10 protein-coding genes are annotated in these 13,943 nt (G+C 64.0%); 8 read left to right on the top strand and 2 right to left on the bottom strand.

What is annotated here, in order from left to right; genetic code table 11:
* Positions 1-18 precede the first annotated feature (18 nt).
* Positions 19-1,392 carry a CoA transferase gene (locus HMI59_RS11460; RefSeq protein ID WP_193591376.1) on the bottom strand — a complete coding sequence of 458 codons (1,374 nt, stop codon included), beginning with the start codon at positions 1,390-1,392 and terminating at the stop codon, positions 19-21.
* 23 nt (positions 1,393-1,415) lie between these two features.
* Complete coding sequence (locus tag HMI59_RS11455) at positions 1,416-3,950, bottom strand: RNA helicase (protein WP_021470397.1); 2,535 nt, start codon at positions 3,948-3,950, stop codon at positions 1,416-1,418.
* An 83-nt stretch (positions 3,951-4,033) separates the two neighbouring features.
* Between HMI59_RS11455 and HMI59_RS11450 the strand changes: the two genes are divergently transcribed.
* The 8 genes from HMI59_RS11450 to yvcK all read left to right on the top strand — a co-directional run bounded on the left by HMI59_RS11450 (position 4,034) and on the right by yvcK (position 13,941).
* Positions 4,034-4,807, top strand: a complete 774-nt coding sequence (locus HMI59_RS11450; protein WP_021470398.1) for a trans-aconitate 2-methyltransferase — start codon at positions 4,034-4,036, stop codon at positions 4,805-4,807.
* A gap of 142 nt (positions 4,808-4,949) precedes the next feature.
* Positions 4,950-5,330, top strand: coding sequence for a GntR family transcriptional regulator (locus tag HMI59_RS11445; protein ID WP_021470399.1), 381 nt, complete (start codon positions 4,950-4,952; stop codon positions 5,328-5,330).
* A 65-nt stretch (positions 5,331-5,395) separates the two neighbouring features.
* Entirely contained in the window at positions 5,396-8,323 is a 2,928-nt protein-coding gene (gene uvrA, locus HMI59_RS11440; protein ID WP_193591375.1) for an excinuclease ABC subunit UvrA, read from the top strand.
* A gap of 80 nt (positions 8,324-8,403) precedes the next feature.
* On the top strand, positions 8,404-9,120 hold the full coding sequence (locus HMI59_RS11435; RefSeq protein ID WP_193591374.1) for an HAD hydrolase-like protein: 717 nt from the start codon (positions 8,404-8,406) through the stop codon (positions 9,118-9,120).
* On the top strand, positions 9,107-9,775 hold the full coding sequence (locus HMI59_RS11430; protein WP_193591373.1) for a 1-acyl-sn-glycerol-3-phosphate acyltransferase: 669 nt from the start codon (positions 9,107-9,109) through the stop codon (positions 9,773-9,775). The genes HMI59_RS11435 and HMI59_RS11430 overlap by 14 nt, the downstream gene beginning before the upstream one ends.
* Positions 9,776-9,877: 102 nt before the next feature.
* Positions 9,878-11,890, top strand: a complete 2,013-nt coding sequence (gene uvrC, locus HMI59_RS11425; RefSeq protein WP_021470403.1) for an excinuclease ABC subunit UvrC — start codon at positions 9,878-9,880, stop codon at positions 11,888-11,890.
* A gap of 111 nt (positions 11,891-12,001) precedes the next feature.
* Positions 12,002-12,925 (top strand): RNase adapter RapZ, encoded by a 924-nt coding sequence (rapZ, locus tag HMI59_RS11420; protein WP_021470404.1) that lies wholly within the window; start codon positions 12,002-12,004, stop codon positions 12,923-12,925.
* Positions 12,925-13,941, top strand: coding sequence for a uridine diphosphate-N-acetylglucosamine-binding protein YvcK (gene yvcK, locus HMI59_RS11415; RefSeq protein ID WP_062096843.1), 1,017 nt, complete (start codon positions 12,925-12,927; stop codon positions 13,939-13,941). The genes rapZ and yvcK overlap by 1 nt, the downstream gene beginning before the upstream one ends.
* Positions 13,942-13,943 lie beyond the last annotated feature (2 nt).

Genomic DNA, 13,943 nt, shown 5'->3' with positions numbered 1-13,943 from the left:
TGCCTGATGCCGCAAAGCTCAGGCCTTGCCCCACAAGAGCTGTGACGAGCCATAGGCAACAGGCGCGCGGGTGTAAGTGACAGGAACACCGTCGGCCAGCAGCGGCGGACCGACGAACCGGAGATGGCCGTGGACACTCTCCATCCCGTGGTATCCAGGTTCCGGCAGTGGCTCCGGCTCGTGGCCACGACCCGGGGCAGGAAGGAATCCGGCCCCGAGAAGCTCCTCAGCGGTGCGGACCAGCGACATCGTGGCCACCCCGCCCCGGCCCGTGCGGGTCCGTTCCGCAAGCAATCCCAGAATGGCCGCTGCCAGGCCGTAGCCCGTCGCGTGGTCCAACGCCTGGACCGGAAGCGCACCCGGCCGCCATCCGGCGTCGCCGTCGCTTCCGTAGTCAGCAGCAATGCCACAGGCGGCTTGGACAATACTGTCGAAACCCCGGCGTTTCTGCCACGGACCGGTACCCCAGGCGTTAAGCGTCGCCACCACCAGTCCACCATTGTCGCGTGTCAGATCCACCGTTCCCAGTCCGAAGCGCTCCAGGCTCCCGGATCGGTAGCCTGTGACCACGACGTCGGCCCGTGCCACCACAGCGCGCACCTCTTCAAGAACCGAAGGCACCGAGAAGTCCGCCACGACGCTTCGTTTGTCGAATCCGCAATCGATGAACGCATCGGGAAGTTCGGGAAGTCCGGACGGGTCGATCCGGAGGACGTCCGCCCCCAGCGCGGCGAGGAGCCGGGTGGCCGTTGGTCCCGCTATGACCCTCGTCAGGTCGAGGACCCTCAAGCCCTTCAACGGACGGGCGGCATCGCGGGCCGGGACCCAGCGGCGTGCCCCTGATGATCCCCCGGACTCCCTCAGCGCGATCCAGGGACCGCGGCTTGCCGCTTGGTGCATGGGGGAGCGGGTCCATTCCGCTCGGGTTCGAACAGCCGCGGCAACGCCGCCTTTGGCGGTAATCACTGATTCCGCATCCGACGCTGTCAGCTCCCTCAGTGCGGGGCCGACGTCGGCGGTTGAGGAAACGCCAAGGGCCTGCAAAAGCCTGGCCGCGTGGTGCGGGTAGTTGGCATGCAGCCTGACCCAACCGTCCGACGTCGGACGGAAGCCGGAGAGGGGCGCGAAACCTTCCGGCTGCTTTCCGGCGATCCGCAAGTGCCGCAGCGAGTCAAAGGCGGCTGCGGTCCCCGCTGACGGGACCGAATAGGCCGACGTGCCTGTCAAGGCGTTGAGGGCGGTCGCCGCAGCCTGGACCGACCCAATGGCGAGGCCCTCCACATCCAAGGGTCCGCGCCACCACAGGCGCGGCCCCGACCATTCCGCAACAGGCACGTCCTTGACGGCCTCCAGTTTGCGGAGGCTGTCGGCCAGGTTGGGAACAGGATGCATTCGCGCCTCTTCGCTACGACCCGCTACAGGCGGCCAACGTCGGTCACGCGGACCACGGCGGTTCCCGTTTCATCGGAGGCCTGGAGGTCGACTTCCGCCGAGATACCCCAGTCGTGGTTGCGGGCGGGGTCGTCAAAGATTTGGCGGACGATCCACTTGCCGGGTTCCTCGGTGATGATCAGCAACCCGGGTCCGCGGGCATCGGGACCTGTTCCAATGTCGTCGTGTTCGTCGAAGTAGTCGTCCAGGACTTCTTCCCAGCGATCGGCGTCCCAACCGGCCTCGCCGTCGAGTTCGCCCAAGGCGGCCGAGTCTTCGTCAGCAAACAGCTCCACCCTGCGGAACATTTCGTTTCGCACCATCACCCGGAATGCCCTGGCGTTGGATGTCAACGACGGCGGAGGCGGCGGGGGAGCATCATGCGGCGTCGGAGCCAGCCCGGCCGTCAGTTCCTCCCATTCGTCAAGGAGGCTCGAGTCCACTTGGCGGACCAGTTCCCCCAACCATGCGATGAGGTCTTCGAGGTCCTCCCGCAGCACGTCCTGTGGTACGGTTTGCCGGAGGGCCCGGAAGCCGTCGGCGAGGTAGCGCAGGACGATCCCTTCGGAACGTGCCAGGCCATAGAACTGGACGAACTCGCCGAAATTCATGGCGCGCTCGTACATATCGCGAATGACCGACTTGGGCGCCAGCTCGAAGTCACCCACCCACGGTGCCGCCTTGCGGTAGACCTCAAAGGCCTCGCCCAGAATTCCGGCAAGGGGCATCGGGTACGTGACTTCCTCCAGCATGGCCATGCGTTGGTCGTACTCGATGCCGTCCGCCTTCATGGCTGCGACGGCCTCGCCGCGGGCCTTCTTCTGCTGGGCAGAAAGGATCTGGCGCGGCTTCTCAAGCGTGGCTTCGATGACCGACACGACGTCCAAGGCGTACGACGGCGACTCCGGATCGAGCAGCTCCAAGGCAGCCAGCGCGAAGGGGGAGAGAGGCTGGTTGAGGGCAAAGTTGGCCTGAAGATGGACCGTCAGCCGCACGGAACGGCCCTCAGCGTCCTGTTCCTCGGGAGGAACGCGCTCAACGACACCCGCCGCCAGCAGTTCGCGGTAGATACCCAAAGCCTTCTTCATGAGCTTGAGCTGGGACGCCCTGGTTTCGTGGTTTTCCGTCAGCAACCGGCGCGTCGCCAGGAAGGGGTCGCCCGGCCGTTCCAGCAGGTTCAACAGCATTGCGTGGGTGACCGTAAAGCTCGAGCTCAGCGGTTCCGGCGTCGATTCCACCAGTTTGTTGAATGTCGGTTCCCCCCAGGAGACAAAACCCTCAGGCGGCTTCTTCTTCACCACTTGGCGGAGCTTCTTCTGGTCGTTGCCGAACTTCGCGGTCGCCTTGGCCATGGCCTTTGTGTTCTCGACAACGTGTTCCGGAGCCTGCACCACCACTGTCCCGGCGGTGTCGTACCCGGCCCGACCCGCACGGCCGGCAATCTGGTGGAACTCGCGGGAGTTAAGCAGCCTGGTGCGAACGCCGTCGTACTTGCTCAAAGCGGTGAGCAGCACCGTGCGGATAGGGACGTTGATACCGACGCCCAGCGTGTCCGTGCCGCAGATGACTTTCAAGAGTCCGGCCTGGGCCAACTGCTCCACGAGCCGGCGATACTTGGGGAGCATTCCCGCGTGGTGCACCCCGATTCCGTGGCGGACAAGGCGGTTCAAGGTCTTCCCGAAGCCGGCCGCGAACCGGAAGTTCGCGATCAGCTCGGCGATGCGGTCCTTTTCTTCGCGGCTGCACATGTTGATGCTCATCAGGTTCTGCGCGCGCTCGATCGCTTCCGCCTGGCTGAAGTGGACCACATAGACCGGGACCTGTTTGGTGGAGAGCAACTCCTCCAAGGTCTCGTGGACAGGGGTGACGTGGTAGTAGTAATGCAGCGGGATGGGCCGCTCCGCCGAGCTCACGGTGGTTGTGGGCCGCCCGGTCAACTCCGTCAGGCCGCGCTCGAACCGGGTGACGTCGCCCAAGGTGGCGGACATCAGCAGGAACTGCGCCTGCGGCAGTTCCAGCAGCGGCACCTGCCACGCCCAGCCGCGTTGCGGGTCGGAGTAGAAGTGGAACTCGTCCATCACCACTGAGCCAAGTTCCGCAGCCGCCCCCTCGCGCAGCGCGGTGTTGGCCAGGATTTCGGCCGTGCAGCAAATGATGGGGGCGTCCTGGTTGACCCCGGAATCGCCGGTGATCATGCCGACGTTCTCCGCGCCGAAAATCTCGCAGAGGGCAAAGAATTTCTCGGAGACAAGCGCTTTGATGGGAGCGGTGTAGTAGCTTCGTTGGCCCCGGGCCATGGCCTCGAAGTGGGCCGCGATCGCCACCAGCGACTTTCCTGAACCCGTGGGCGTCGCCAGGATGACGTTGTTGCCTGCGGCGAGTTCCATGATGGCCTCGTCCTGAGCGGGATAGAGCTGCAACCCGCGGCTCTCCGTCCATTCGACAAACCGCGTGTAGATCTCGTCAGGGTCGAGGGGCCCGGCGCCCGTGGAAGCTGGAAGCTGCTCTGGAAGTTTCATTGGTTTCCAGCTTAGTGCCCGGACGCACTAGGCTCGCTCAGGTCAGCAGTACCCGGTCCGGAGCTTGCCTGAAGGGTTGTCGAATGAAGTGGGATCCCAGTAAATACGTCCAGTTCGGTGACCATCGTGACCGTCCCTTCCATGACCTCGTTGCCCGGATCCGGGCCGATGAGCCCACACGGGTGGTGGACCTTGGATGCGGGCCCGGCAACCTTACCGCCACCTTGGGAAGGCGTTGGCCGGAAGCACGGGTGACGGGGATCGATTCGTCTGCCGAAATGCTGTCCAAAGCTGCCGCGCTGGCCGAGCCCGGCCGCCTCGGCTTCCAGCACGGCGATATTGCCGATTGGCAGCCGGAGCCGGACGTGGACGTCGTCGTCACGAATGCAGCACTCCAATGGGTCCCCGGCCATCAGGAAATGCTGGCTTCCTGGTTGCGCGCTTTGCAGCCAGGGGCCTGGTTTGCCTTGCAGGTCCCCGGCAATTTCACCTCGCCGTCTCACACCCTGATGCGTGAACTCGCCGACTCGCCCGCCTGGGCGCCGCGCCTGGCCGGGGTACTGCGGCACGACGCCGTCGGCAGCCCTGCTGACTACCTGAACATCATGCTCGACGCCGGTTGCACGGCTGACGCTTGGGAAACGACCTACCTGCAGGTGCTCCCGGGCGACGACCCTGTCCTTGATTGGGTGCGGGGCACTGGACTCCGGCCGGTACTGGCAGCCCTGTCTCCGGCCGAGGGAGCCGAATTCGAGCACGAGTACGCCGCTATGCTGCGTCAGGCCTACCCTCCATCGAGGCATGGCACCGTGTTTCCGTTCAGGCGGATTTTCGCCGTGGCACAGAGGAATCCGTGACAGGCAACGGGGCCGAACCCGTTCCCGCGAGCCGTCATGGCTTGTCCCGGCACTTCGACGCTGGTCTAATTTTCGGCATGGACCAAGGACGTTTCGCTGACCAAGGCACCGCCGCCCAGGTGCCGCCCTGCCGGTGCCCGCAATGACCGGCAACGGTGAGTTTCCTGGAAACTGGCGTCCGAACACCAACAGCGGAGTTGCCCTGTTCGAGCAGTTGAGGCTGCGGATCATCGAACTGGCCGACTCCGGCGTCCTGGCCGTGGGTGCCAAGCTTCCCCCGGTGCGGAACCTTGCCGGGGTCCTTGATGTTGCGCCCCACACTGTTGCCCGGGCCTACAAGGAACTCGAAGCCGCCGGCGTCGTTGCCACCAGGGGCCGCAACGGGACCGTGATCTGCGCCCGCGACGACCGGTGGGGCGCTCTGGCCGAAGTCGCCGCCCAATATGCTGCAGCCGCGAAGGCCCAGGGGGCATCGTTCGCGGAGGCGGTGCAGCTTCTGGCCGCAGCCTATGATGCCGACTGATACCGCCGGGGAGGGTGTGAGCAACGACATGGAAATTCGAAGACGTTTTCGACTAGCATTGTTGGGTGCCCAAAGCCTTAGCTGAAGATACAGCCGTCCATGACATGAACACTGTTTCCGTCGCACCTGACGCCAAGCCCGTACGCCCGGATCTGTCGCGCCTGGTGGTCAAGGGTGCGCGTGAGCACAACCTCCGCAATGTCGACCTCGATCTTCCCAGGGATGCGATGATCGTCTTCACCGGGCTCTCGGGATCCGGTAAGTCGTCCCTTGCCTTCGACACCATCTTTGCTGAGGGCCAGCGCCGCTACGTCGAGTCGCTGTCCGCCTATGCGCGCCAGTTCCTGGGGCAGGTGGATAAGCCCGACGTCGACTTCATCGAAGGCCTCTCGCCCGCGGTCTCCATCGACCAGAAGTCCACCAGCAAGAACCCGCGCTCAACCGTTGGCACGATCACCGAGATTTACGACTACATGCGCCTCTTGTGGGCCCGTGTGGGACGTCCGCACTGCCCGGTCTGTGGTGAGCCCATCACGCGGCAGACTCCGCAGCAGATTGTCGATCAGCTGCTCGAACTCGACAAGGGCACGCGCTTCCAGGTCCTCGCCCCGGTGGTCCGCGGCCGCAAGGGCGAATTCGTGGATCTCTTCAAGGAGCTCACGGCCAAGGGCTATTCCCGCGCCCGGGTGGATGGTGAACTGGTCCAGCTCAGTGAAGCTCCCAAGCTGGGAAAGCAGTTCAAGCACACCATTGAGGTTGTGGTGGACCGCCTGGTGGTCAAGGAAGATATTGGCCAGCGCCTCACCGACTCCGTGGAAACCGCACTGGGCTTGGCCGAGGGCCGCGTACTGGTCGAGTTCGTTGACCTCGATGCCAAGGACCCCGCACGGATTCGCGCTTTCTCCGAGAACCTGGCATGCCCCAACGAGCATCCGCTGGCTATTGACGAGATCGAACCCCGCTCCTTCTCCTTCAACAACCCTTTCGGCGCCTGTTCTGCCTGCAGCGGCATCGGTACCAAGCTTGAGGTGGACGAGGAACTGATCGTTCCCAACCCGGAACTCTCCTTGGCCGAGGGCGCCATTGCGCCGTGGTCGATGGGCAGTGCCACCGCGGAGTACTGGAACCGGCTCCTGGAAGGTCTTGCCTCGGAGCTGGGCTTCTCCATGAATACGGCCTGGGAAAAACTGCCGAAGGACGTCCGCAACACGGTCTTGCACGGCAAGGACCACAAAGTGGTTGTGCAGTACCGGAACCGCTTTGGCCGTGAGCGCAAGTACAGCACCGGCTTCGAGGGCGCCATCCAGTATGTGCACCGCAAGCACGGCGAGACGGACTCCGATTGGGCGCGGGACCGGTACGAAGAGTACATGCGCCAGATTCCGTGTCCCGAGTGCAACGGTGCCCGCCTCAACCCGGCATCCCTCTCGGTGCTCATCAACGGCAAATCCATCGCCGAAGTCGCTGCGCTGCCCATGCGGGAGTGCGCTTCCTTCCTCGGCAACCTGACGCTCACCGGCCGTGAAGCGCAGATTGCGCACCAGGTCCTCAAGGAGATCCAGGCCCGCCTGACGTTCCTCCTGGACGTCGGCTTGGAGTACCTGAACCTGGAGCGCCCGTCCGGTACCTTGTCCGGCGGAGAGGCCCAGCGTATCCGTCTGGCCACGCAAATCGGCTCGGGATTGGTGGGCGTCCTCTACGTATTGGATGAGCCGTCCATCGGACTCCACCAGCGCGACAACAGGCGCCTCATCGAAACCCTGACCCGGCTGCGGGACCTCGGCAACACCCTCATTGTGGTGGAACACGACGAAGACACCATCCATGAGGCCGACTGGGTAGTGGACATCGGACCGGGCGCAGGTGAGCACGGTGGCCAGGTGGTCCACTCGGGCACCTACAAGGAACTGTTGGCGAACACGGAATCCCTGACCGGTGATTACCTGTCCGGGCGCCGGAAGATCGACGTCCCCGCCAAGCGCCGCAAGTACGACAAGAAGCGTGAGCTGAAGGTCGTTGGGGCACGCGAAAACAACCTGAACAACGTGGACGCGACCTTCCCGCTGGGCCTGTTTACTGCCGTGACGGGCGTCAGCGGCTCCGGAAAGTCCACCCTGGTCAACGAGATCCTTTACAAGGTCCTCGCCAACAAGCTCAACGGTGCCAAGCAGGTAGCCGGAAGGCACCGGACAGTGAACGGCCTGGAGCACCTGGACAAGGTGGTCCACGTAGACCAGAGCCCCATCGGCCGGACCCCCCGGTCCAACCCGGCAACCTACACCGGGGTCTTCGACAACATCCGGAAGCTCTTCGCGGAAACAACGGAAGCCAAGGTTCGTGGCTACCTGCCCGGGCGGTTCTCCTTCAACGTCAAGGGCGGCCGCTGCGAAGCCTGCTCCGGAGACGGCACGTTGAAGATCGAAATGAACTTCCTGCCGGACGTGTATGTGCCCTGCGAGGTCTGCCATGGTGCCCGCTACAACCGGGAAACGCTGGAAGTGCACTACAAGGGCAAGACCATCGCCGATGTCCTCAACATGCCGATCGAGGAAGCTGCCGAGTTCTTTGCGGCGTTCACTCCGATCGCCCGGCATTTGAAGACCTTGGTGGACGTCGGCCTCGGGTATGTTCGCCTTGGCCAGCCGGCCACCACCTTGTCGGGCGGCGAAGCGCAACGCGTGAAGCTGGCAGCCGAGCTCCAGAAACGCTCCAACGGGCGCAGCATCTACGTGTTGGATGAACCCACCACCGGCCTGCACTTCGAGGATATCCGGAAGCTCCTCATGGTCCTTCAGGGCTTGGTGGACAAGGGCAATACGGTGATCACCATCGAACACAACCTGGACGTGATCAAGTCCGCCGACTGGATCGTTGACCTCGGTCCAAACGGTGGCTCCGGAGGCGGCCGGGTGGTGGCCACGGGCACGCCCGAGCAGGTGGCCAAGTCGACCGAGAGCCACACGGCAAAGTTCCTGGCCGAGATTCTCGGTTAACGACCCTTTACTGCGGTCGAAGTATTCCCGTAGCGGCATGCGAGTTTCAGGCATGCCGCTACGTGTGGGAAACTAAGCCGGTGACTCATACAAAGGTGCCCGTAATTTTCGATCTGGACGGCACCCTTGTCGATCCAGCAGGCGGTATCACGGGAGGCATCTCGACTGCCCTGCGGGAAATGGGACTACCGGTTCCGGACCAGGCCGTGCTGAATTCGATGGTCGGACCCAAGCTCAGCGACGCGTTGCTGAATCTTGCGCGGGTGCCCGCGGCCCTGGTGGATGAGACCATCCATCGCTACCGGAGCCATTACCGGGAAACCGGAATTGCCCAGAGCAAGCTTTACCCCGGCATCTTCGATCTCTTGGAGTTCTACGCCGAGTCGGGCCGGCCTACCGCTGTGGCAACGCAGAAACCGCAAGGGATTGCGCGGCTGGTCCTTGAGCACCACAACATCGCAGACTTCTTCGTTGCCATTCACGGAGCTCCGGACGACGAATCACTCGGTACGAATGCCGCCCCCGGCAAGGTCGGCATCGTGGGGGCCGCGTTGGCCTCACTGCACAGCCAGCCGGCGGTCATGGTCGGCGACAGGCACCAGGATGTCGCCGGGGCCATGGCGAACGGTCTGGACTGCATTGGTGTCAGGTGGGGATTCGCTCCCGACGGCGAACTTGAGGAAGCCGGGGCTGTGGCCGTGGTGGCCACGACGCTGGAACTGCGAAGCAAAATTGAAGAACTTGATGCTGTCCGAGCGGCGGCCCTGAGCGAGGTACATAACGATGGCAGTATTTGATGCGATCCGGTGGACTACCCGTGGACTGATTTCCACCACATGCCGGCCAACGGTCATCGGCCTTGAGAATGTGCCCAAAGAAGGCCCCTTCATCGTCGCACCCAACCATCTTTCCTTCCTGGACAGCGTCATTGTCCAAGCGCTCATGCCTCGGCCGGTAGCTTTCTTCGCCAAAGCCGAATACTTCACCACCAAGGGCGTCAAGGGCGCCGTCATGAAGTCCTTCTTCGAAGCTGTGGGTTCCATCCCCGTGGAACGCGGCGAACAGGCAGCCAGCGTCCAGGCGTTGAAGACGCTGCTGGATATCCTCGAGGATGGCAAGGGCATTGGCATCTACCCTGAGGGAACCCGATCCCGGGACGGGATCCTGTACCGCGGACGGACCGGAGTGGGCTGGCTGGCGTTGACCACTGGCGCACCTGTCATTCCGGTGGGACTCATCGGCACTGAGAAGCTGCAGCCGGCAGGCAGGAACGCTGTGCGCCCCCAGCACTTCACCATGAAAGTGGGAGAACCGCTGTACTTCGAGAAGACCGGCCCCGACCATTCACTGCCGGCCCGGCGCGAAGTTACTGACCGCATCATGGATGCCATTGCGGCGCTCAGCGGGCAGGAGCGCTCCACCAGCTATAACCAGAGCAAGACCGTGGAGTAGCCCGCCCGGGTACCCGCCATCCAGTGCGCCGCCCATCCTCTGCACTGACCATGCTGCACGGCGGCGGCGTATGCTGTCCGCCCCGATCACTAGACTTGAAACGTGGCACATCCAGCAAGTTACCGCCCTAAAACAGGCGAAATCCCCACCAACCCCGGCGTCTACCGCTTCCGCGACCCGCACGGCCGCGTCATTTACGTGGGCAAGGCAAAGAACCTCCGTTCCAGGCTGAATTCGTATTTCGCCAATCCGGCGGGCCTGCTGCCAAAGACGCACGCCATGGTGCACGCCGCGAGCAGCGTCGAATGGACGGTGGTGGGCAGCGAGCTGGAGTCGCTGCAACTCGAGTACACGTGGATCAAAGAGTTCAAGCCGCGCTTCAACGTGGTGTTCCGGGACGACAAAACGTACCCGTACCTCGCTGTGACCATGGGGGAGAAGTACCCCAGGGTCCAGGTCATGCGTGGCGAGAGGAAAAAGGGCACACGCTACTTTGGCCCCTACACCGCAGGCGCCATCCGCGAAACCATGGACACCCTGCTCCGGGTCTTCCCGGTCCGCAGTTGCAGCGCAGGCGTTTTCAAACGCGCCCAGGCCAGCGGCAGGCCGTGCCTGCTGGGGTACATCGACAAATGTGCCGCGCCGTGCGTGGGCCGGGTGAGCCCGGAGGAACACCGGGGCCTGGCCGAGGACTTTTGCTCCTTCATGGGCGGGGAAGCCAAGCGGTTCATCAACAAGCTCGAGAAGGACATGGCCGCCGCGGTTGCCGAGCTCGACTATGAGAGGGCAGCGCGCCTCCGGGACGACATCATCGCCCTTCGCAAGGTCTTTGAACGCAACGCAGTGGTCCTGTCCGAAGACACGGACGCCGATGTCTTCGCCCTGCACGATGACGAACTCGAAGCGTCCGTCCAGGTCTTCCACGTTCGTGGCGGACGGGTCCGCGGCCAGCGTGGCTGGGTGGTGGAGAAAGTGGAAGACGCCACCACTCCCGAGCTCATTGAGCACTTGCTCCAGCAGGTTTACGGCGAGGACAGCGAAGTCCAGGGCCGCATTCCGCGCGAGGTCCTGGTTCCTGAAATCCCGAGCAACCATGACGAACTTTCCGAATGGCTGGCCGGCCTGCGTGGCGCCAAGGTGGACATCCGGGTGCCGCAGCGGGGGGACAAGGCCGCCTTGATGTCCACCGTCAAGGAAAACGCGGAACAGGCCCTGAAGCTGCACAAGACCCGCCGGGCAGGGGACATCACGGTGCGTTCCCTCGCCCTGCAGGAACTCCAGGAAGCACTGGAACTGCCTGTTCCACTGCTTCGGATCGAATGCTTCGACATCTCCCACGTCCAGGGCACCAATGTGGTTGCATCCATGGTGGTGGTCGAGGACGGCCTGCCCAAGAAGTCCGACTACCGCAAGTTCTCCATTACCGGAGCGGCTGCCGCGGACGATACCGCGGCAATGCACGACGTCCTCACCCGCAGGTTCAGGCACTACCTCAACGACAAGGCCGAGCAGGTGCCCGTGTCCGGTGAGATCGTCAACCCGCTCCAAAAGGCGGTGACGGGCGCTACCGAAGAGTCGCCGTCGGACCCGTCCCAACCGGCGCCGAAAGCCAAGTTCGCCTACCCGCCCAACCTGGTGGTGGTGGACGGCGGACAACCGCAGGTGAACGCAGCTGCGCGGGCCTTGGCCGAGCTGGGGATTGACGACGTCTACGTGGTGGGCCTGGCCAAAAGGCTTGAAGAGGTGTGGCTGCCGGACAGTGATTTTCCGGTGATCCTTCCGCGCACGTCCCAAGGCCTCTACCTGCTGCAACGTATCCGCGATGAGGCACACCGCTTCGCCATCACGTTCCACCGGCAAAAGCGCGGCAAGGCCATGACGGTCTCGGCACTGGATGGTGTTCCCGGCCTGGGAGAAGCCAAGCGGAAGGCCCTCGTGGCGCATTTCGGGTCCTTGAAGAAGATCAAGGCCGCTTCCGTCGAAGAACTGACGTCGGCCAAGGGGATCGGGCCCGCCCTGGCTGCCGCTGTTGTCCGGCACCTCGGTTCCGCAGAGAATACAGAGGACGCCGCACCGGCCATCAACATGACCACCGGCGAAATCCTGGAATCTTAGTTAGGGTAAGAACTTGACCGGTGGCCGCGTTCGCGATGCCGCCGGCGCATATGCATGCCTTCAACAGGCGGTTTGTGGGACACACCACTTTCAGGGAAACGGGGACGACGGATGGACGAGGCAACGGCAGGATCGGGCGCGGAGCAGGACGGGATGACCCCCGTCAAGCCGCCGGAGGCCGAACTGCTGGTGGTGACGGGCATGTCCGGGGCAGGCCGAAGCACCGCGTCGGACGCGCTGGAGGACCACGGTTGGTATGTGGTGGACAACCTTCCCCCGCAGATGCTGGGCACGCTCGCCGAGATCGTTTCCCATGCCCCCAAATCGATTCCCAAACTGGCCGTCGTCGTTGATGTCCGGAGCAAGGACCTCTTCACGGACATCCAGACCGCCTTGGGTGCCCTGAGTGCCAGCGGCGTTACGTTCCGTGTCCTGTTCCTCGACGCCAGGGACGAAGTCCTGGTGCGCCGGTTCGAGCAGGGCCGCAGGCCGCATCCGCTGCAGGGCGGGGGACGCATCCTGGACGGCATCGGAGTGGAGCGTGAGGTCCTCCGGGAACTCAAGGAACACGCCGACATCGTCCTGGATACCAGCGATTACAACGTCCATGGCCTGGCTACGGCGATCACCGAACTGTTCAGCGACACCGGCCCGGTCACCCTCCGGCTGAACGTCATGAGCTTTGGCTTCAAGTACGGGCTTCCCGTGGATGCGAACTTCGTTGCCGATGCCCGCTTCATTCCTAACCCGCATTGGGTTCCGCAATTGCGCCCGCATACGGGATTGGACCAGGACGTCAGCGACTACGTGCTGGCAGCCGACGGTGTCCACGAGTTCGTCGACCGCTATGTCAGCGCCCTGGAGCCGGTACTTGACGGTTACCGCCAGGAGAACAAGCACTACGCCACGCTGGCCGTGGGCTGTACCGGCGGCAAGCACCGCTCGGTGGCTGTCGCCGTCGAGCTTTCCAAGCGGCTCGCGCAGTACCCGCGGGTGACCGTGACAACCACTCACCGAGACCTGGGTCGCGAGTAATGGGCGTCCTCACCGGTCCGCTGCCGCTGATCCCGCCCAAAGGCGTTCCCGGCAGCCAGCAGGACAAGACCCCCTCCGTCGTCGCCCTCGGTGGCGGCCATGGGCTGGCCGCTTCCCTGTCCGCCCTGCGCCTTCTGACCTCCGAGCTGACGGCGATCGTCACGGTAGCGGACGACGGCGGTTCTTCCGGGCGCCTGCGGGACGAGTACGGCGTCCTCCCGCCCGGGGACCTGCGGATGGCACTCAGTGCGCTCTGTGATGACACCGATTGGGGCCGCACCTGGCGCGATGTCATGCAGCACCGGTTCAACGCGGGAACCGCCAAAGGTGGTTCACTGGACAATCACGCCATGGGCAACCTGCTGATCGTGACGCTGTGGGAACTGCTGGGCGATACTGTGGCAGGCCTCAAGTGGGCCGGCGCGCTGCTGGGTGCCCGCGGACAGGTCCTGCCCATGTCCAGCGTGCCGCTGACCATCGAAGGGCAAGCCCGGGTGGAACTTCCCGGAGGCGGACATGAGCTGCAGACGGTGCGCGGCCAGGCCAAATGCGCGGTAGCCGGAAAGCTCGAGGAGGTCCGGCTCCTTCCCGAGGACGCACCGGCCTGCACCGAAGCGCTGACCGCCATTGAGCTGGCCGACTGGGTCATCCTGGGCCCCGGCTCCTGGTACACCTCGGTACTGCCGCACCTCCTGTTGCCCGAACTTCGCCAGGCATTGGGGGAGACAACCGCAAAACGCTGCCTCACCATGAATCTCGACGTCGAGACCAAGGAAACCTCAGGCATGACCGCCGCCGACCATTTGGATGTCCTGCGGCGCTACGCCCCGGAATTCAGCGTGGACGTTGTCCTTGCCGACCCGGCCGCCGTACAGGACCTCAAAGCCTTCGAGAAGGCCGCCGGGATGATCGGGGCCGAAGTCGTCTTGGGTAGAGTAGGGGCGTCGAGACGCAGGCCCGTCCATGACCCACTGCTCCTGGCGGCGGCGTACCACGATATCTTTGGGAACAGTTAGGA

Source organism: Paenarthrobacter sp. YJN-5, from assembly GCF_015040095.1.
GTDB lineage: Bacteria > Actinomycetota > Actinomycetes > Actinomycetales > Micrococcaceae > Arthrobacter > Arthrobacter ureafaciens.
The sequence above is the reverse complement of the archived record's forward strand: the minus strand, read 5'-3'. Positions and strand labels throughout refer to the sequence as shown.